Genomic DNA, 20475 nt, shown 5'->3' with positions numbered 1-20475 from the left:
GCCTTTGTAAAAATTTTAATCAACTACTTAGAGTTATTACTGCAACAGCCATCTCTCATCTTCACTGCCTCAACTAATCAGTCTTCTTCCTAAGATAAACGCCTCAGCAGCTTCGACACCTACACTAGCACCACGCCAACGAGCTAGGTACTCTAAAGCTGAAATAGAGCGAGTATGAGGCCAAGAACGCATCTCAAACTCATAAGCTGCTAATGCTTCTAGCTTCAAACTTAGGGTTTGTGATATATCCACAAACCAGTTAGGAGTAAAGGCAGGTGCTGAACCTGGAGTTTGCCATTCAGTACTAGAAGCAACTTCAAAAAATAGCAGGGTTTTAACAGTACTACCAGGTGTTGGTCGAATAGCAGTTACTACCGCTTGATGAATACGGCGATGGTCGATATTAACATCACCTATGTGGTGAGTGTAAATAATTTCTGGTTGATATTTAACAATTTCTTGTTCTATGACTTTAATTATGTCTAACAAGTCGCAACTGTCCATACGGTTATCAGGGAAATCATGAAGCTTTAGGGATGTTACCCCCAGAATTTCACTGGCTTGATGGGCAGCTTTAGCCAACGTTGATAGTTCATTTTGTAGCTTTTTGCGATCGCGCTGTGGAGTACGGCTGGTAGCTCCTTCTGCCAAAATGAGAACATGAACAATATCACCTTGCTGAGTATGTTTAGCGATCGCTCCACCACAACCCAGTACTTCATCATCTGGATGAGCTGCAATGACCAGGACTCTTTTTCTCATTAATATTAAACTCTTCTAGCTACCAAATTCCAAAAAGCAAGGATATGGTTATCTGTAGGTATATATCTGGCTACAGTTTTATGCTCCATTACTTCTATAGCAAATGCTGCAAACAGTTCCTCTAAATGACCTTTGTCAGCAAAATGCACACGACCAACATGAGCAAAGTGACCTTCAGTATAGTCTCGACGAGTGTAGATATCTTCATCAGGTATGCCAAGTTGATAATCAGAATCTAGAGTAGAGAACCAATCAATGCCCACATATCTGCCACCTATTTTTAATTTAGCGTATGCCAATGCCAAACTGTTTTTAATAGCAGAAGTTGTATTATGAGTTAGTGAACTTCTATCAACTACTAAATCAAATTCGTTGGAAAAAGGAATATTTTTAGTGAAATCACCAACAACAATATTATTCTCTATATCTGGAAACTTTTCCTTCAATTTCTCTACGATTGCTGGGCTACCCTCGATAGCGTGATATTCAACTCCCAACTTTTGAAAAAAAGGAATGTTTGCTCCAGCACCACAACCCAACTCTAGTACATGGAATTCGGATTTACTTGGACGAGCATAACGGATTACATAGCTGACTAAATCTGACCAGGGCCAGACACTCATATGAGTATTTTGCTGATATATCTGATCCCATTCTTGTGAAAAACCATTATCTATCCTATATTTTTCTGTCATTTTATTACAGTTGTATAAATGATATATTTGGCTAAAAATCGAAACATTCAAGTCTATACTTATTCAAATCAAACTTCGGGAAAATTATCAAAGTTTTCTCTGTAAAGCAATTTAATTGTTCAAATAACATACAAAGCTATCCTCCTAATTAATCGAAAAATGATTGTTCACTCATTTTATATTTGTGCTAAGGATAAAACATTATTAAATAAAATTATTTCTTTACTCTTCGGACCTTCATTGAACAAAATATCTATTAAGGACATATAGGGCACAAAATTACCATGTAATTGCTTATAAATAGGATGTTTATAGTCTTGAAAATAAACTTCTATGCCATTATTTTTAAATGATTGTATATTAGCATAATCTCTACCTTGGCTTCCAAATATATATTTTTTGACATTTAACTTAACACACATATCAAGTACAAGTTCAGACTTATATCCAGTAAAATCATAATCACTTGCTTTAATTATTGGCACATCAATATCCAAACTCTTTAGCATAAAAGTCAGAATATCAAAATTGAGTTCTGTTAAATATTTATATTCTTTTTTTATAAGAATCACTTCTAGGCTATCAATATATAAATCGAAATATGCTGATTTTTTATAAGCTAAATAAATTGATTTAAAGTGCTTTCTATTCCAGCCATCATTGATAATTTTTATATCACATATTTTCTTATTAAAATGGTCTTTCGATTCAACAGGAACTGAAAGCCACATCTCACCACTATCTGTTTTAATTTTATTTCTATTGTTATAATCTTTTTTTTGGTACTGGACAATATCAAAAACGCAAAAAACGTCAGCTAGTAATATTTTATGTATTAATCCTAGCCAAGGTAAATAGACAGGTTGATGTGCTGTTAAAATCATGATAAAAAATTTATTTTTGATACTACATATTCAAGTTGCTTATCAGTTAACAAAGGATATATTGGTAATGAAATACTTTCTTGACTCAATTTTAATGCATTAGGAAATAAGTTATATTCTTCAAGCAACTCCCAATGTTCTATTGGTACAATTACTTTAATATTCATAGATGCTAATAATTCAATTATGTTTCGGTTAGAAGAAGCATTGGTTTTTAAAATTGCTCTATATCTAACAGGAGATAGTTGAATATTAGATTCGGAAGTTATATCTAAAAGCTTTAATCCAGCTTGAATATAGCGCTTAAATATCTCCACTCGTCTTGATAAAAAAATAGGCAATTTGCGTAGTTGCGCTCTTCCAATAGCAGCTTGCAAGTCTGTCATCTGAAAATTAAATCTTTTGTTTTTATCTTGTCTGCAATCAAACTGCCTATAATCTTTAATAGCATCGATTAAAGCCTTATCTTTAGAAACAACCATGCCTCCTTGACCACCAGAAGTAATTAATTTAGTTGCGTAAAAAGAAAAGATACCTAATTTTCCTTGTAAACCAACGAAAGTACCATTTACAGATGCTCCTAAAGCCTGAGCGCAATCTTCTATGATCTCTATATTTTTTAAATTTGAAACGCATAGTGGTAAACCAAACATATGAGGCACAATAGCAATGTCTGCTCTAGTTTGACTAAGTGCTTGTAAATCAATATTAGGAGTGCCAGGACTTACGTCTACCAGTTGCTCTATTGCTCCTATCATCGCCACTGCATGTCTTAAGGAAGAGCAAGTATAAACAGGAAAAGCTACTCGTTTCCCCTGCGCTTGTAATGCCCATAAAGCCATAAATAGGGCTGATGTCCCACTGGCAACTGCTACTGCATAACCTACTGGTAATCCGATGAATTCACAAAACTCATTTTCAAAAGCTTCTACTTCATCCCCTTGCGCTACCCAACCTGAGCGAATAACCCTCAGAGCAGCTTGTTCTTCTTCTATACCTAAAGTTGGTTTATTGTGTGGAATCACTATCGTTGAGATGAAATTGCTTTAGATAATATCCTGGTTTTACCTGCATTGGATTCCCTATAATTAGTGAATACGGAGGTATTATTGCTTCTTCAACAATTGTTCCTGCGGCAACAACGGAATTATGACCGATATACGCTCCACCCTTAATAACACTATGTGAACCTACGAAAACATTGTTTTCTATTACTATATCCTTGCGCTGTATTTCATCTAGTAAACCAATACATTTTTTGTGGGAATCAGCACAGTTTATTGAAACAAATGATGCAATATCACAATTATCTCCAACGATGACTCTAGCACCTTTTGCATTTATCTCTGACATACCACCTATATAAACATTTTTGCCAATTTCTGGCTCACCATTAATCCAGACTAATGGATGAAACTGATTCGGCTTAAAACTAGTTAAAAGTGAGAATAATTCTTGAAATTTTGTAATATCTATCACTCGAAATCTCCAAATTTAAGAATACTTCCTTTTGGTATATATTTTGTAGTTTTTAATCCTAAAACTCGCTCTAGAAGGCTTGATGGCAATCCGCTACCTGGTCTTCTCAAACCTACATTACCAGTGTGCAGTATCTCACCCTCGGCAATATCGTTAAAGGCAACGATACTACGCCTTGCTAGAATTTTCATATCCTCCTCAGCAGTCGTTGCTCGTACAATGGCACTCCCCATCATAGAGTATGACTGTTTGATTGAATTAACCCAATGTTTTAAACCTATTGGATCTTCAGAAAACCAATGATCTGGCCCCGGCAAGTTACGATCTAGCGTAAAATGTTTTTCAAACAGACAAGCTCCAAAGGCAACAGCTAGAGAAGATGCTATAGCCCCCTGAGTATGGTCAGAAAACCCAAGTGGTATCATTGGGAAAGTCTGTGATAAAGTTTTTAACTTGAGCAAGTTTACATCTTCTGGCGGCGTTGGATACTGAGAAGTACAAAGCAGCAAGATTGTGGGATAACCGTCTAGCGCCCCAATCGTATTTAATGATTGAAAGACTTCTGCCAGATCCGCCATGCCACAAGAGACAATCATCGGCAATCCAGTGACAGCATAACTCTTTAATAAGGGCAGATTGACAAAATCATCTGACCCAACCTTAATAGCTGCTATACCTAACTCCAAAAGTAAATCTAAATCAGAATAATTCTGTGGTGTAGATAAAAATATAATTTCTTTTTTATCACAGTTTTCTTTGATTAAAAACCATTCATGCCGAGATAATTCATAACGTCGAAACATCTCTAGCATCGATTCAGTGATTTGTTTATTCTGGGATTGATAAGTGTAGGTTTGACTCGGATCACCAACAAGTTCATCAGCCTTGAAAGTCTGAAACTTGATAGCATCAGCACCTGCTTCTTTAGCAACCCGGATCATTTGTAACGCTTTTTCAATATCTCCATTATGATTGATACCTACTTCAGCAATAATGAAAGGCTCATAAGTACTGCCAATTAGACGATTGGCAATGTTAACTACATTCATCCTTTTGCTCCCGTTAATATAGGTAATATTCGGGTAACGCCATAACCATCTATCAATTTCTGACCCTTTTGGATAATTTTCATCCGAACTTGATTTGCTAACAGTAATTTGTTAATTGCTTGTGCTATTTCTACTTCTGAAATATCTTGATACCACCCTAGATTAACAGCCACATTGATGTTGGCTAGCTTTTCGGCAATATCTTGCTGATTATCTGCCAAAATTAGCACAATACTGGGTAAACCCATAAAAGCGAGTTCCCAAGATGTAGAGCCACCAGCAGCGATCGCCACATCAGCCCAAGCCATGAGTTCGGGCATATTCGTTACATTCCTTTCTAGACGGATAGGAAACTGCAACTTTTGACTAGCGGATCGCAGTTGCTCATAATGGGGATTACTTCCTCCAACTACAACAACTACTTCTAGTCCTTCCACTTCTACTTGTTGCAATCCTTGAATTACCTTGAGAGTTACATTATCTGGATCTGCACCACCTAGTGTAACTAGTAACTTTTTAGCTATTGGAGGGAGCGATCGCTGCCATTCTCGCCACTGCCAAAATTCTCGCCTCAAAAGGCTATAGCTTGTACCAAGTAACAGTTGAGTATATGGCTGTCGATTTATATACAATCCCTCATTAGCATGAATATTTTGATTTAAGATAATGTCGGCATGGTACTGTTTTGCGTGTCCATAATCATCAATGAGTAAAAGTTTTAGCTCAAATTCCTTGATGATTTCTTGATACTTAGCACCGAAATAGTAGCCATCTACCACAATCCAACTCACATTAAACTGACGTGCTAGTTTTGCTGTTTCTTCAGCATCTTCAGTACTTCCAAGCTGAATCGGCAGATGGATAACTTCCATTCCTTCCGACTTTAACCGAGTTTTAAAATTTGGTGCTTCCGTCGCCATAACAAAAATTGCCTGACCACCTGCATCTTGCCAAGACTGAGCTAAAGCCAGACAGCGCATTATATGACCTGTACCTATTTGTGTTGATGCATCTGCCCGAATAAATAGCTTCATTTGCAACCAGTTTTTTCTAATAAAAACCAAGTTATATCATCCTGTGGAAATTGACTATCACGGTGATAGACAAAACCATAATCTAATAGATGTAAGTCATCGAATCTATCAAGCATCTCACCGGCAAAGTCCCGTTTAAATAATTTACTATGATGGCCACGATAATTTACCTCTACAGGTGTAGAATTATAATATTCTGCAATACAAATATAACGATTACTAACTTGATAAAGTAGTTCATATACCTTCGGTAGCATATCCGAACTGATATGTATCAACACTCCCTTAACAAGAGCTAGATCATATTTACAAACAGGTACGAAGTCTAAAATTGACTGGTGGTAGACCTTATAATTATTATGTAATTGCAATTTTTCTACAGCTTTTTGGTTAATTTCGACTGCTGAAATTTCTACTCTAGGAATAAGTTCTTTAATTGCCTGTAGATTAAGACCTATATTGGCACCAAGCTCAATTAGCGATTGAATAGAGTTAGTTCTTGAAAGGATTTTTGCAAATAGTGAAATATTGCTAGCACCTGAGATATCTTCCTGATTTCTATTGATGTATTCATCGCCAAAGCTACCAGCCCAAAAATCTTCTTGTTCAGTTCTAAAATCAGAGTTATTTACCATATTTTTTTTGTTCCACATGTGCGTTAATTATTGGCCAATCAGGATACTGTTTGAGCAAATCCAAACAATCCTCCAAAGTAAACTTTGGAAATTTAGGATAAAGTGCTTCAATAATTCTTTTAATAAGTTCAAAATCATCTGCTGTATCTACTGTCCAACGATGTAAACTTTGATTTTCTGAATAAACTACTTGAGTCAATCGATAACGTTCAGGCTGCATATTAATGAACGGAGTAACATGCTCTCGATCAGGTTGTTCTGTTGCTTCTAAAAATGCCTGATGTAATGCTAGGAAAGAAAAAACCTCAGTATCCATTCCTCGTGGGTAGCTTCTCTCTAAACAATTAGAAACATAATCATATTTATATTTATAATCCAGATAAAATTGAATTACTTTGTCAATCACTTGTGGATCAATAAGCGGACAATCAGAGGTAATCCGAACCACTACATCTGTATTATGCTCTCTAGCCGCGCCATAATATCTGGCTAGGACATCGTTTTCTGAACCTCTGAAATATGGCACTGAAAGGCGATCGCAAACTTCAATGATTGGCAAATCTTTACTATTGATGGTAGTAGCAATTACAATTTCATCAGCTAACTTGACTCGCTTTAATCTCTCAATCTGATATTCTAGTAAAGGCTTATCTAATACCTTTTTGAGTACTTTTCCAGGGAGGCGAGTTGAAGTCATTCTTGCCTGAACAATAATTACAATTTTCATATCAGGCTCTCTCTTAGCGAAACTACTACTTTATCCTGACTCTCTTCATTTAGCCCATAATATAAAGGGATAGTAATAGCTTTCTCGTAGTATTGCTCAACCTGTGGAAAGTCTCCTAATTGAAAACCTAATTTTTGGTAGTAAGGTTGTGTATGAACTGGAATGTAGTGCAAATTCATACCAATTCCTGCGCTACGAAGTTCTTCAAATATTTGTCTATGAGTTTTATTAATCTTATCCAGCTTGAGCCGAATTACATATAAATGCCAACTAGATTCAGAATCAGGGTGTTGCCAAGGTAATATCAGGGGTAAATCTTGTAGTAGGTGATTATATCTTTGAGCTATCAGCTGCCGACGTTCCACAAATTCATTTAGCCTTTGCATCTGACTAGCACCCAATGCTGCTTGGATATCCGTCATCCGATAGTTGAACCCTAGTTCTAGTTGCTGATAATACCAAGAACCGTGAGATTCTCCTTGAATCAAATCTGGATTGCGAGTTATGCCATGACTTCTTAATCTAATTAATCTCTGATACAATTCTTCTTGATTTGTTAGCACCATACCGCCTTCACCAGTTGTGATAATTTTGACTGCATGAAAGCTAAAAACTACCATATCGGAAAATTGGCAGGAACCAATATGTTGTCCCTGATAGCTTCCGCCAATCGCATGAGAAGCATCTTCGATAATTTTGAAACCATAACGCTGTGATAAAGCAGCAATGTGTTCCATCTCACAAGATTGCCCTGCAAAATGCACGGGTATTAATACTTTAGGCAAACAACTTTGCTTTTCTGCCGCAGTCAATTTACGTTCTAATTCATCTACGCTCAAATTGTAGGTATTTGGGTTAATATCAACAAAGTCAACCTTTGCACCACAGTAAAGTCCACAATTAGCTGAAGCAACAAAGGTATTTGGTGATGTCCAGAGAATATCTCCTTGCCCCAAATCAACAGCAAGACAGGCAATATGTAATGCAGTTGTCGCATTAGAAACCGCTACGGCATATTTCGCTCCACAATAATTAGCAACAGCTTGCTCAAATCTCTCTATAGCTGGGCCTTGAGTAATCCAGTCTGAGCGCAAAACTTCAATTACAGCATCAATATCTTCTTGACTTATACTTTGTCGTCCGTATGGAATAAAATTAAAATAATTAGCCATAAAAAGCTTTATTTAAATCTCCAAACTACTATGTTGGTTGAATTGAGAGGATTAATCCCAATATAATCTGAATGATATTCAATAATTTCAATATCATCTCTGCCTCTCAATAGCGTAATTAAATCCTTATTATAATCATTAATTTCGATATATCGATTTCTCATTATACCTACAAAAGATGTTCTATCTATCAAGTAACTTGGTTCAAAATTTACAACTAAATCAATATTATCTTTATTTGCAGACAATCCCTCAATGAAGTATTTTGCACTGGGAATCTGTTCTACACTATGACTAGTTAAAATTAAACTTCCATTTTTAATAAGCAAATAATCATCTAAGTTGTAGTAATTAAATATTTTAATATCAAATCCTATGGAATTACCTAGCATAACTGCATTTTTAGAGTATTCACCTCCATATATTTCTGGACAGATATTTTTGAGATATGAAAAATTGTACCCATAGCCACAACCAAGTTCACAAATCCGGGCTGGATTATATCTTTTAATTACATTAGAAATAGACGAATAGTAAATGGAAAAAGCTAATTCATGAGAAGTTTCAAAAAGTTCTTCGCCAAGGGAAATAAAAATATTATTTTTCTCATTTAGACCAGCTAGTTCAAGTTCTTTTTTTTTATAAAGCTCAATATCTGTAAATTTAAACTTTAAAAGAGAGGCGTACTTATCCTGATTATATTCTTGTTCGATTTGTTCCAAATCACGTTTTCTAGAGAATGCTTCTAATCCAATTATTCTTCTAGTCCAAGAATTACATAAAGATAAATACTCATTCCAGCTTGCTTTTTTCATTTCTATTTGCTTTTTTTACACAATATTACTCATTGCTTCAATATATCCAGTAGTTGAAAACCTTTTAGCCATTCTGTATTGATCTCAGAGCTATACTCAAACCCTTCTGGAACGGGGATTCCTTTTTCACTTAAAGCATTACAGGCGTAATTCACAGAATGAGCATATTCAATAGTTGGTCTAATTACATAATGATCTAAAAACTCCAATACTAAATGTGAAGCTTCAGAAGAAAACATAGCTTCATGCAGTTTTTCTCCTGGTCTAATACCAACAATTTTAATTGGAACTCCGGGTGCAAGTGTTTCAGCTAAATCAGTAATTTTCATTGAAGGAATTTTTGGAACAAATATTTCTCCGCCGTGCATTCGTTCAAAGCTGTTAAAAACTAAATCTACAGCTTGTTGGAGTGTAATCCAAAAGCGGGTCATGCGTGGATCTGTAATAGGAATGTCTGGGGCTTTTTCTTGAATCAGTTTTTGAAAAAAAGGTACTACTGAGCCTCTTGAACCAACAACATTGCCGTAGCGAACTACAGCAAACCGGGTTTTCATTGTCCCAACAATATTATTAGCTGCAACAAAAAGTTTATCAGCAGCTAGCTTGGTTGCACCATAGAGATTAATTGGATTAACTGCCTTATCTGTTGAGAGGGCAATCACTTTTTCTACTTCTTGATCGAGGGCAATATCAATGACATTATTTGCCCCATGAATGTTAGTTTTAATACATTCCATTGGGTTGTACTCAGCAGCAGGAATATGCTTCAGTGCCGCAGCATGAATAACATAATTAACACCCCGCATTGCCAGACGCAGCCGATCGCGATCGCGGACATCTCCAATGAAATAGCGCATAACTGGTGCATTAAACTCCTGCGCCATTTCGTACTGCTTCAGCTCATCTCGTGAATAAACTATGACTTTCTGCGGCTGATATCGGCTAAGAACCGTTTTTACAAATTGCTTGCCAAAGGAGCCTGTACCACCAGTAATTAAAATAGATTTGCCATTAAACATCTTTTATTTATTTTTAATTTCAAAATTAATGATTTTCCAAAAATATTTTAGAAATTGTTAATTAGATTTGGGTTGATTATTTGTGGTGCGATCGCCATTACCCTGTTGCTTCTTAATCTGCTCTAATACAACTTTGTAATCTTGCCGATCGGGGTGCAACTTCACCAGCTTCTCCAAAAGTGTCATCGCACCCTTGGTATCTTTCAAGTGCAACCGCACTATAGACAGTTTCTCTAAAGCAAGTTGATTTTCTGGTTCCCGTTGTAAAATTAATTCGTAGCCCTGCGCCTGTTGGTGTAATCCTGACTCAGGAGAAGCAGATGCAGTTGCCGGCTTAGGTTGACTAGCCTGTTGTATTGCCGGAATTACTGCAAACACCGTAGAACCAACAAAGGACACTAACGACACTATCGTGACAATCTTTTGTCGCCGCTCAATCTGCTTTTTGCGGGAAATTAGGTATTCATCCCCCGAACCAGTCATGCTTCACATACTTGCTGTGGTAAATACTGAGGTATTAGCAAGCCTCCCGTTTTGAGGGTACCCATCTGCTCAACAGAAACTAACATTTGGCTAAAAATTTTTTACACAAACTTTAAAAGCTGACTCTGAGGACGAGGAAATTTTATGGTATGCCCATGCTGTATAGGCAATTTTGCTATACGTAGTTTACCGCCGTAGGCATCGCTCCCATACTTCAAGCAAAAACCTCTCCTACGCCTAAACAGAGCCAAACCCTCCAGGTCTTATTCTTTAGGCGGAAAATTAAAATTATATAAATATTTGCGCTGATTCTACCTAATGCCAGATGTTTGCGATATTCTAAATAACATTTAAATAAACAGAAACAGAGGACATTTCTACTCAACTGCAAATTTACCTTGTCAGGCAAAAACTTTCAAACTACCCCGTGTTATTGTGGGTTGTTCAAAAAGCAAACATATTATAGAATTTTCCCAGTCGTCCTCAGTCTCACTACTTAGCGCAACTTCCAGAAGGACTAATTATTTTCGTAGGTGTTCACAATAGATATCTTACAAAAGGTACTGTTATACTCTAGTGCTTAAAGGGTAGAAGTTAAGGGGAAAAATAATATGGGGAAAAGTTAAAGGGAAAACAGAAGCATCCTTTATTTTTTAACCCTCACCCTGAACTTTTGTCTTGTTTCTGCAAAAAGTTTTAGGACTACTTGGTAGAATTGGAGTTTTGTGGTGGTAATTACCGTACAAAACCGAATTTACCAGTAATTTAGTAGAGTTTGTTATGGTATAGTTAAAAAGTTAAGACTAGCTTTACCAAAATTACACCACTCTACGACCCAGCAACAATTGCAGAATGGGAAGCAGTTTTAATTAAGTATTTACCAACAAAATCTGAATTCAATCGAGGTTATGACTCAGCAAGTGATTCACCCGATGGTGAAATTGCAGCGCAACGTGCAATCACTCATAGAATCGAATATTATCAAGCCAAGTGATAGCATCTGGAAAATCGCTTTGCTATATGGTAATGAATGGCAGCACTGGAAACAGGAACTGCTAGACTTTGGCTTCAGTATGCAAGACCCAGTTAGTGAACTGCTAGCTGTAGAAACTTGGGATGAGGAATAGGTAATGGGTACTGGGGACTAGAAAATAATTCTTTTAGCTGCTAACACTCAGTGCCCATTCCCTAATACCCAGCAGTCGCCAATACCCAGTCTCCAGTCCCCCTCCCTATTGACAAGCAGCTAAGGCCGCAGCTAATTCCTTTGCAGTTTGGTAGCGATCGCGTGGCAATGGTTCTGTAACGCGATCAATCGCATCTCTTAATTGAGAACTGATGGTGAGAACTTTTGCCACATCAAACCTGAAGTTGCGCCCCTTTTGGCGGTAATACTTAAACGGGTTTTCGCCTGTGAGCAGAAAAATCAGCGTTGGCCCAATTGCATACAAATCAGATTGAGTCAAAGGTTGTCCTCGTTCTTGTTCAGGAGCGCAATAACCTTCTGCACCAATCCGGGTACCGGGCGCTGTGCCAATTTCCTTAACTGCGCCAAAATCCAGTACTACTATGCGATTTAGTGAACTTCGCACCATTAAGTTGGCGGGTTTAATATCGCGGTGAATTAGTGGAGGTTCTTGGCTATGAAGATATTCTAAGATATCGCAGGTTTGGATCATCCAAGCGATCGCTTGGCTTGGCGTAACTGGCCCAGTTGTATAGACACGTTTCTCTAAATCTTGTCCGTGAATTAATTCCATTGCCAAGTATTTTTTTCCGCCTTCGACAAAGAAGTCGTAATACTTGGGAATTCCCGGATGGTTAAGTGATTTGAGAGTATACGCCTCCCGCTCAAATAATTCTTGAGCTTTGGCAATTTTTGCCATATCAGCATTCATTTCCTTCAACACCAGCAGTTGTGGGATACTCCCAATCTGACCAGCCCCATCCCAAGCGAGGTAAGTAGTACCCATACCTCCTTGTCCAAGAGTTCGCAATACCTGATAATGGCGAATTTTCTGTTGTACTGAAAGAGGTTGACCGCAGTGGATGCAAAACAGATTGTTTGGGGAGTTCCCTTCATGCGTACAAGTGTATTGGCCTTGGGCTGAATAGACTGTTGCAACGGCGTTTTCTTCTGTCCCTTGCATTTGTTGTGGCGATCGCAAACCAGTTTCCAGTACTGTTACCTCCTGAATTTGGAATTGCAGTATTGGGCCTCCTTGTGCTAGTTGCAAAAGGGAATTATCTGGTAACGGACTCTGAATCACAAGGACACCGTTAAGGAAAGTCCCATTTGTACCCTGACTAATCAGCCGCCAACCACTGCCATTGTCGGCAGAATCAACGTGTCGCAGTTCTAGATGATGCCGCGAAACTAAACTATCAGTTAAAACAACGTGATTATCTGTAGCTCTACCAATCCGAATTATGGAAGAGTTCTCAAAGCACCACTGCTGGAGGGGCGTTTTCTGTTGCGGTTCTAAGAGAGTCAGACTAACCACAATACAACCTACAAGGTAAATGGATTAGGGAATGAGGTCAATCCCCATTTATTTTTAACTTTCCAAATTTGGGCGTACTTTTGCCCGAATAAGTATACCAGTAATGTTGTCATGACCATTGTATTGGTTTCCTAAATCAATTAATTTTGTAACACCTTGTTCTAAGTTAGCGCCGGAACTAAGTAAGGGTTCTAAATGAGTTTGCCAATGGGTTTCTAGTAAATCATTATCTGATAGACCGTCCGATGCCAAAAGTAGAAGAGTATCTTCATTAATCTCAAAAAAGCCTACATCAGGATTAATCGAATTTTCATCACGAGGCCCCAAAGCTTGGGTTAGTTGGTAGGCATCTGGACGGGCATAAGCTATGCTTGCTTCCACTCCTCTGGTAATTTCCCGTTGCCCAACTTCATGATCTACTGTGACTTGTTCTAGTCCCCTCTTACGCGTCAAGCGATAGAGACGGCTATCTCCCACATGAGCAACTGCTGCTTGAGTATCTTGAATTAAGAGCATTACCAAAGTTGTACCCATACGCCCTACTCCAGAACGGGCATCTTGTTGATTGAGCTTGTAAATCGCCTCATTAGCTAAATACACTGCCTCACGAATGCTATCTTCTGTTGGCAGTTGATTGGCAATCCAGTGTTCTTGAAAGTATTGCCGTAGGGTGTTGACTGCTAACTCACTGGCGATCTCACCGCCAGCATGTCCACCCATACCATCACAGAGAATATACAAACCATGCCCTTCTAGAACTCGACTTTTAGGTAACTCCAACTTTTGAATTTTGGTTTCAATACCAAAGTAGTCTTCATTATGATGACGTTGACGGCCTACATCTGTGCGTCCTGCATCTTCCAAGCTACTTAACTGCATCGCCAGCACAACAGTTGGCATATCATCAATTTTGCTAATGATATCTTCTGGTTCGTCTGATTGCGGCATAGTGGGCACAGTGGTATTGTTCTCCTTTATTGGGGGTAAAGTTGCGGTTCCTAGTGCTTCCAGTTCAATAGAGATTTCCTCCAAACGCGATCGCAATTGTGCGATGGTGTGAATCTTACCTACATCTAAATCTCCCAACATCTGGACTACAGAGCCAAATTGAGTGCGTTGAGACTGCCTAAATAGTGCTTGCCAAACTCGCCCCAAAGCTTGAATGGTTAACGGCTCCTCTGGAATAGCAGATGTTTGGGCTTCGGCATCTTCTGACGACTCGCTGACGGACAGAGAACTTGATGATTCCACATACAATCTTTGTAGCGCCAGCGTTTGGTCTTCATCCAATCGCAAATTTGAGAAATCTAAAAGGCTTTGACGACAATTTACTGGTTCCAACAATGCCCAAAGTTGGGTCATTTGATAACACCAGTGCAAAATTTTTAACGAACTTGTTGTCTCTTCTTGCCATAAGTCAAGTAAAAGCTGCCAATTTGAGCGGTCTTCAATTATTACCACCTGCATATCCCCCTGCTGCCATGCATCGTGAATCAGTGGTATCTCGCGCCCACTTTGGGAGTGTAAGGCAATATAAGGTTTCGCAAGGTGAGGAATTCCAGTTGCATCTACTGATGGCGTTAGTAAATCTGATTGCTGACTTGCTAGTATTGCCTCAATAGGTGATATTTGATACGGCTGGCAGTCTAGAACTCTCACACCTGTAACAGTAATAGTGGCAGTTTCACTTTGGGTAGGTAGCGGATCTAACAATTGATAGCGCTCTTGGGAGTCTAAATAAGAGCCTAATGTAATCTGAGAACTAAGGGATAGAGGAGATGACGAGGATATTGCTTCTTCATCTTCCTCTAATCCCACATCTCCCTCATCTATCTTTACTCCCAAAGCTTCCCCAATCGTTTCTTTAGCAATAATTGCCCAAAACACTGTTCCACATTCCGTGCCACAGTTGTGACAAAGTAGTGCATTTACAGGTACATCTTCGGCGCTGCATTCAGGACAAACTTTGTGGGTCAGGGATGTGCCACAGCTTTGACAGAATTTGTTGCTTTTGGGGTTTTCAAATTTACACTGAGGGCAAATCAGCATAGTGGAAGTTCCTTTATTCGCGCTCCAAGGTGCTTCTAGCCACTAAGATCAAAGGTGCCACAATTGGCTGTCCCTGACTAAAGTAGACCTACAAGAGATTGTAGTTTATCAATGAATTTTGGTGGCAGTATTAATTGTGACGCATATTAGATAAATATTTAATATATTGGCAACCAATTGCTTATGAATTGGGAGTGGGGAATGGGGGCAGGGGGCAGGGGAGCATACTTCGACTACGCTCAGTAACCGGGGGAGCAGGGGAGTAGAGGAGAATAACCAGTGCCCAATGCCCAATGTCAAGAGTTTGGTAATTGCGGGGGTTCTGCGTTAAACCATTTTTGATAAATTTGCTTGTAAATGCCATTGGATAACAAAGTCTCTATACCTTTGTTTATTGCATCTAGATGGGGGGAGTCTTTAGGTGTAGCAATTCCGTAGTATTCTTCAGTAAGCAGATCGGCAACAACTCTGATGCCTTTGAGTTTGCCATTTTTAATCGCATACAAAGTTGCAAAAGCATCGCTAACCACAGCGTCAACGTTGGCATTGAGCAAGTCCTGGAAAAATTCTGGCCCGGAATTAAAAGTACTAATTTTGGCATTGGGGATGGTTTTGGCAAAATCTGCCCCAGTGGAACCAATTTGGACAGCGATTTTTTTACCTTTGAGACTGTTAAAGTCTCTAATATTTTGGTTGTCTTCGCGGACAGCGATCGCTAGTCCAGCTTTAAAATAAGGTCGTGAAAAAGCAATTGTTTTCAGGCGTTCGGCGGTAATGGTGATTCCGCTAATTGCTGCATCGGCTCTTTTAGCTTGCAAAGTCGAGATCATGCCATCAAAAGGTAGACTTTCAAATTGGACTGCAAAACCTGCTACTTTAGCGATGCCATTCATCAAATCAATATCAAAACCTTCCAAGCCACCACTAGCCTTTTGGATTTCAAAAGGAACAAAGGTGGGATCTGTCGCCACCCTAAAAGTTATAGCGTCTGAGTTATTAGTGGGATAAAAATTTTTACAGGCAATAATCAGTAGCAGACAGCCTAAGCTTAAAATTAGCTGCTGCCACTTGAGCTTAAATAATTTCACTGTAGTAATTCCGTTCTATCAGTCAATATTCACGATAGTTGTCATGATGTTATAAGAAAGAATACATCCGTCAGTAGCCACAATCCACCATGAATGCTGGGCGATTAATGAAACTTTCAGACGCCCACTCTCGTTAAAAGTTGAGATCAGAGGAAGCTTCCAATCTCGCTTTTCGCCAGTAACCTTCTTGTGTGTTCTGTACTCTGACTTCCAATTTTTAACTACTTATGGTTTCTACAACCCCTGCTTACCGAATTACTGATTTGTTCGCCGAACGCGCAAAGAACCTTGCACCACCAACTTACGGTACAGAGTTAAGCAAAATCGTCACCGTCAGCTTTGCCTACGGTCTAGCCGATCCAATTCTCTTTCCTCACACTGACTTGGCTGCTGCAAGTGCCGTTGTGCTGGCAGAAGAGGCTCCGATCGCTCTCAATTACGGCCCGCCTTCCGCTCAACTGTATGAGCAAATTATCCTCCGCTTGCAGGCTAAGGGAATTGCTGCCGATCGCGATCGCCTAATCATTGGCTACGGTTCTGGTCAGATTCTCGGCTTGCTACCAGATGTGTTTGTGGAACCTGGTGATGTAGTAATTGTGGAAGGGCCAACCTTCTTGGGAGTAGTTACCAGATTTGTCCACGCTGGCGCACGCATAATTACTATTCCTGTGGATGAGTTAGGGATGGATGTAGATGCGCTAGAAGTAACATTGAACGATTTCAAAAAACAGGGCATCCGACCCCGATTTATTTATACTATTCCCACCTTTCATAATCCCACAGGTGCTACTATGCCGTTATTTCGCCGCCAAAAACTGGTAGCATTAGCGGCTGAGTATGGCGTTCTAATCGTGGAAGACGATGCTTATAGCGATTTGCGCTTTCGAGGAGAAACTATGCCCTCCCTGGCAACTCTCGACCAAGAAGGGTGGGTATTATATGTGAGTACCTTCTCGAAAATTATTGCGCCTGGTATCCGGCTAGGCTGGGCTTGTGGCGATCCAGCGATTATTGAGCGGCTGGCGATGTTCAAAAGTGAGGGGCCTGTGGGGCCATTTGTCAGCCATGTGGTCGCTCGCTATTGTGCTACAGGGAAACTAGACAATCATATTCAAGAGCTAATTGCCTGCTATAAACATAAGTGCAATTTGTTATTAGAAGCGATCGCTCAAGAGTTTCCCAGTGATGTAGTTGCTCTGTGTCCAGATGGCGGCTTTTTCGTTTGGTGTAAATTGCCACCAGATATCAGCGCTAAAGCACTCCTCATGGCTGCCAATGAACACGGCATCAGTTTTCTGCCAGGGACTCGCTGCTACGTCAATGGACAAGGGGATGATGCCATCAGGTTAGCTTTTAGCTTTCAGCCAACACAGAAGATTGTTGAGGGAATCGCTACATTAGGATCGGTATTGCGCGGATTGAGGTAATTCGTAATGACGCTCTCTATGAGATGCTCTTGCTAGCTTGCTTCTCCCAAAAATCGAGATTTGGGACTTGTTAAATATCAACCCAAATCTCAACCACAAGAGACTTTGGACTTATCTCCACACCCCACTTGACATTTTAGCGATCGCTTTAAGGCAATACGCTTGGGTTAAACATATCTTTCTTCTCTTTGCGTCCTACCCTGCGGGACGCTTACGCGAACGAGGAGCATCCCGCAGGGATGGGATATTTTTTAATTGCAAGTCCCTAAGTTGTCATCAATTTACGCAGTATAGGAACGAGGAGATTTAGTTATTGACCGAATACCAATTTTGTAGCGCCAACCGTTGAATTTCGCGCCAGGGAATATTATGTTTTCTAGCTAATTCTGCACAATCTTCATATTCTGGCTGCACATTAGCAATAACTTTCTCTGATGATTGTCCCTTCCATGCTACTTTGACCCGCACTTTGCCATATTCAATTTCCACTTGTTGAATTTCCCTCTGTAGAATGGCGCGTTGCTGAGTTGTTCGCCGAATACCCAAAGTTGTAGTTTCACGGAATATAACCGCTTCACAACTGAGTAAATTGTCTGGATGACAAATCACAGTCAGCAAAATTCCTGGACGGGACTTTTTCATACCAATCGCTTGGGTAAAAACATCCACTGCACCAGCAGCAAACAAAGCCTCAAAAACATAGCCGATCGCTTGCGGATTTAAGTCATCAATTTGGGTTTCTAGTACCGAGATAGTTTCTAAATTTGAGCTAGTATCTTCACAATTGCTGAAATTTGACTGCAAACTTGCGCTTTCGCCCAGCCAGAGGCGTAAAATATTGGGAATTGGTAAATTTATGGTTCCTGCTCCCAATCCTACCTGCTTGATAGCGATCGCGGGTGGTGAACCAAAATCTCTTACCAAAGTAGTAGCGATCGCGGCTCCTGTTGGCGTTACCAGTTCTTTATCAATGCCATTGCTATAAACTGGACAACCCCGCATTTCCCAAAGTTTTAATACTGCTGGTACTGGTACTGCCATTTGACCATGTGCAGCCCGAACAGTACCGCCACCAGTGGGAAACGCCGAGCAGTAAAGCAGGGGCCATCCTTCGTCATTACTCTCAATCCCCAACCAATCTAACCCCAGGCAAGTACCCACAATATCTACGATCGCATCTATAGCACCCACTTCATGAAAATGAACTTTTTCAGGGGAAATGCCATGCACTGCCCCTTCTGCGACTGCTAGCTGTCGAAATACCGCTAAACTCCAAGCTTCTGCCCGTGATGGCAACCCCGCTTTGAGAATCATCTGCTCTATTTCTGGCAAGTGGCGTGTGTGATGGTGATTGTGTTCGTGGTCGTGGTCGTGGTGGTGATGGCGATCGTGTACTAAATCCACATGAACTTTAGTTGCCTGTTGTCCATTCCGTTGGACAAGTTCTGCTCTTAACTGATATTCCTGTTCAATTCCCAACCTATTGAGCTTTTCAATTAAATACTCCACAGGAACACCCAAACTTACCAAAGCACCCAGGCACATATCACCAGAAATTCCTGTCGGACATTGAAGATAAGCAATTTTATTCATAATAAATTAGTCATTAGTAATTAGTAATTAGTAATTAGTCATTGGGCATTGGGCATTGGTTATTCTCCTCTACTTCCCCTGCCTCCCCTGCCTCCCCTGCTCCCTGCTCCCTGCCCCCTGCCCCCATTCCCCACTCCCCAATCCCCAATCCCCAATCCCCCTGTTATGGCAAAAATTTTCTCAGTTCATCCGGATAATCCTCAAGTTCGCCGAATAGAGGAAATAAAGTCGGCGCTTTCTAGTGGCGCAGTCATGCTTTACCCTACTGATACAGTTTATGCGATCGGTTGTGATTTGAATGCTAAGTCGGCGGTAGAACGAGTGCGGCAAATTAAACAGCTAGCAAATGATAAACCACTGACATTTTTATGTCCCTCGCTTTCAAATGTGGCAACTTATGCCTTCGTAAGTGACACAGCCTATCGGATTATGAAACGCCTGATTCCAGGGCCATACACGTTTTTGCTCCCAGCAACTAAATTAGTACCGCGATTGGTGCAAAGCCCCAAGCGGAAAAGTACTGGAATTAGAGTACCAAACCATACTGTGTGTTTGGAGTTGCTGGCAGCTTTGGGCAATCCGATTATTTCAACTTCAGCACATCTGCCACCAGATGAAGCAGATAACGGCATGATTCGGATAGATCCAGAAACTGTTCAGTCACGGGTAGAGCTATTTGACCGTTTGGACAAGTTGGTAGACATAATTGTGGACACTGGCGAAGAGCCTACTTATGAAGTCTCTACCATCTTAGATATGACCGGAGACGAAGCAGCAATTATACGGAGGGGTTTAGGTTGGGAAGCAGCAGCAGCATGGGTATAAGAATGAGACTTCACAGGCACACCTCTTCGTTTCGGAAATTGTGATAAAAGCAACTCCAGTTTTTAAATTGTCATATTTAAACGTGATGTCTATGACGGGCACAGATGCAATAACAGGATGGTGGTAACAGTCAGTACAGCAAGGGATTTGACAACTTTGAGAAAATGATGGGTACATGAGTACTCGCGTCAATGTGGTGGCTTGTGAAAGAACCGACACATTGGCATAACTGTAA

The 20475-nt window shown here is 39.9% G+C and carries 20 protein-coding genes; 3 read left to right on the top strand and 17 right to left on the bottom strand.

What is annotated here, in order from left to right:
* Positions 1 to 69: 69 nt before the first annotated feature.
* The 13 genes from FBB35_RS09575 to FBB35_RS09515 all read right to left on the bottom strand — a co-directional run bounded on the left by FBB35_RS09575 (position 70) and on the right by FBB35_RS09515 (position 10754).
* The gene (locus FBB35_RS09575; protein WP_174709434.1) at positions 70 to 762 is read right to left on the bottom strand and encodes a PIG-L deacetylase family protein; all 693 of its coding nucleotides are present in this window, start codon (positions 760 to 762) and stop codon (positions 70 to 72) included.
* Positions 763 to 767: 5 nt separating this feature from the next.
* Positions 768 to 1457, bottom strand: a complete 690-nt coding sequence (locus FBB35_RS09570; protein ID WP_174709433.1) for a class I SAM-dependent methyltransferase — start codon at positions 1455 to 1457, stop codon at positions 768 to 770.
* 176 nt (positions 1458 to 1633) lie between these two features.
* Positions 1634 to 2341, bottom strand: coding sequence for a WbqC family protein (locus FBB35_RS09565; protein WP_174709432.1), 708 nt, complete (start codon positions 2339 to 2341; stop codon positions 1634 to 1636).
* Positions 2338 to 3366 carry a DegT/DnrJ/EryC1/StrS aminotransferase family protein gene (locus FBB35_RS09560; RefSeq protein ID WP_174709431.1) on the bottom strand — a complete coding sequence of 343 codons (1029 nt, stop codon included), beginning with the start codon at positions 3364 to 3366 and terminating at the stop codon, positions 2338 to 2340. Before FBB35_RS09560 ends, FBB35_RS09565 begins: the two co-directional genes overlap by 4 nt.
* Positions 3350 to 3820: a DapH/DapD/GlmU-related protein gene (locus FBB35_RS09555; protein WP_217481706.1), complete on the bottom strand. Its 471-nt coding sequence runs from the start codon at positions 3818 to 3820 to the stop codon at positions 3350 to 3352. The genes FBB35_RS09560 and FBB35_RS09555 overlap by 17 nt, the downstream gene beginning before the upstream one ends.
* Positions 3817 to 4869: an N-acetylneuraminate synthase family protein gene (locus FBB35_RS09550; protein WP_174709430.1), complete on the bottom strand. Its 1053-nt coding sequence runs from the start codon at positions 4867 to 4869 to the stop codon at positions 3817 to 3819. The genes FBB35_RS09555 and FBB35_RS09550 overlap by 4 nt, the downstream gene beginning before the upstream one ends.
* Positions 4866 to 5903, bottom strand: a complete 1038-nt coding sequence (pseG, locus tag FBB35_RS09545) for a UDP-2,4-diacetamido-2,4,6-trideoxy-beta-L-altropyranose hydrolase (RefSeq protein WP_174709429.1) — start codon at positions 5901 to 5903, stop codon at positions 4866 to 4868. The genes FBB35_RS09550 and pseG overlap by 4 nt, the downstream gene beginning before the upstream one ends.
* On the bottom strand, positions 5900 to 6538 hold the full coding sequence (locus FBB35_RS09540; protein WP_174709428.1) for a pseudaminic acid biosynthesis-associated methylase: 639 nt from the start codon (positions 6536 to 6538) through the stop codon (positions 5900 to 5902). Before FBB35_RS09540 ends, pseG begins: the two co-directional genes overlap by 4 nt.
* Positions 6528 to 7265, bottom strand: a complete 738-nt coding sequence (locus tag FBB35_RS09535) for an NTP transferase domain-containing protein (RefSeq protein ID WP_174709427.1) — start codon at positions 7263 to 7265, stop codon at positions 6528 to 6530. The genes FBB35_RS09540 and FBB35_RS09535 overlap by 11 nt, the downstream gene beginning before the upstream one ends.
* A complete protein-coding gene (gene pseC / locus FBB35_RS09530) occupies positions 7262 to 8437 on the bottom strand; it encodes a UDP-4-amino-4,6-dideoxy-N-acetyl-beta-L-altrosamine transaminase (RefSeq protein ID WP_174709426.1) in 1176 nt (391 codons plus the stop codon). Before pseC ends, FBB35_RS09535 begins: the two co-directional genes overlap by 4 nt.
* 8 nt (positions 8438 to 8445) lie before the next feature.
* Positions 8446 to 9252 (bottom strand): hypothetical protein, encoded by an 807-nt coding sequence (locus FBB35_RS09525; RefSeq protein WP_174709425.1) that lies wholly within the window; start codon positions 9250 to 9252, stop codon positions 8446 to 8448.
* Positions 9253 to 9281: 29 nt separating this feature from the next.
* Positions 9282 to 10271 carry a UDP-N-acetylglucosamine 4,6-dehydratase (inverting) gene (gene pseB / locus FBB35_RS09520; protein WP_174709424.1) on the bottom strand — a complete coding sequence of 330 codons (990 nt, stop codon included), beginning with the start codon at positions 10269 to 10271 and terminating at the stop codon, positions 9282 to 9284.
* Positions 10272 to 10328: 57 nt separating this feature from the next.
* Positions 10329 to 10754, bottom strand: coding sequence for a M48 family metallopeptidase (locus FBB35_RS09515; protein WP_174709423.1), 426 nt, complete (start codon positions 10752 to 10754; stop codon positions 10329 to 10331).
* 908 nt (positions 10755 to 11662) lie between these two features.
* Between FBB35_RS09515 and FBB35_RS09510 the strand changes: the two genes are divergently transcribed.
* On the top strand, positions 11663 to 11881 hold the full coding sequence (locus tag FBB35_RS09510; RefSeq protein ID WP_012407469.1) for a DUF4327 family protein: 219 nt from the start codon (positions 11663 to 11665) through the stop codon (positions 11879 to 11881).
* Between the two features lie 105 nt (positions 11882 to 11986).
* On the opposite strand, the gene FBB35_RS09505 is transcribed toward FBB35_RS09510, so the two are convergent.
* From FBB35_RS09505 to FBB35_RS09495, 3 genes are all read right to left on the bottom strand, one after another.
* The gene (locus FBB35_RS09505) at positions 11987 to 13258 is read right to left on the bottom strand and encodes a protein kinase (protein WP_174709422.1); all 1272 of its coding nucleotides are present in this window, start codon (positions 13256 to 13258) and stop codon (positions 11987 to 11989) included.
* 54 nt (positions 13259 to 13312) lie between these two features.
* Positions 13313 to 15307, bottom strand: a complete 1995-nt coding sequence (locus FBB35_RS09500; protein ID WP_174709421.1) for a serine/threonine phosphatase — start codon at positions 15305 to 15307, stop codon at positions 13313 to 13315.
* A 296-nt stretch (positions 15308 to 15603) separates the two neighbouring features.
* A complete protein-coding gene (locus FBB35_RS09495) occupies positions 15604 to 16395 on the bottom strand; it encodes a basic amino acid ABC transporter substrate-binding protein (RefSeq protein WP_174709420.1) in 792 nt (263 codons plus the stop codon).
* A 227-nt stretch (positions 16396 to 16622) separates the two neighbouring features.
* Here FBB35_RS09495 and FBB35_RS09490 point away from each other — a divergent pair, with 227 nt between their 5' ends.
* Positions 16623 to 17822 carry a PLP-dependent aminotransferase family protein gene (locus FBB35_RS09490; protein WP_174709419.1) on the top strand — a complete coding sequence of 400 codons (1200 nt, stop codon included), beginning with the start codon at positions 16623 to 16625 and terminating at the stop codon, positions 17820 to 17822.
* Positions 17823 to 18128: 306 nt separating this feature from the next.
* On the opposite strand, the gene larC is transcribed toward FBB35_RS09490, so the two are convergent.
* Positions 18129 to 19415, bottom strand: a complete 1287-nt coding sequence (gene larC / locus FBB35_RS09485; protein WP_174709418.1) for a nickel pincer cofactor biosynthesis protein LarC — start codon at positions 19413 to 19415, stop codon at positions 18129 to 18131.
* Positions 19416 to 19580: 165 nt separating this feature from the next.
* On the opposite strand from larC, the gene FBB35_RS09480 reads away from it, so the two are divergent.
* On the top strand, positions 19581 to 20240 hold the full coding sequence (locus FBB35_RS09480; RefSeq protein ID WP_174709417.1) for an L-threonylcarbamoyladenylate synthase: 660 nt from the start codon (positions 19581 to 19583) through the stop codon (positions 20238 to 20240).
* Positions 20241 to 20475: the final 235 nt, after the last annotated feature.

It is taken from the genome of Nostoc sp. TCL240-02, assembly GCF_013343235.1.
Lineage (GTDB): Bacteria > Cyanobacteriota > Cyanobacteriia > Cyanobacteriales > Nostocaceae > Nostoc.
Note: the sequence above shows the minus strand (reverse complement) of the source record. Positions and strands in the feature narration are given on the sequence as shown.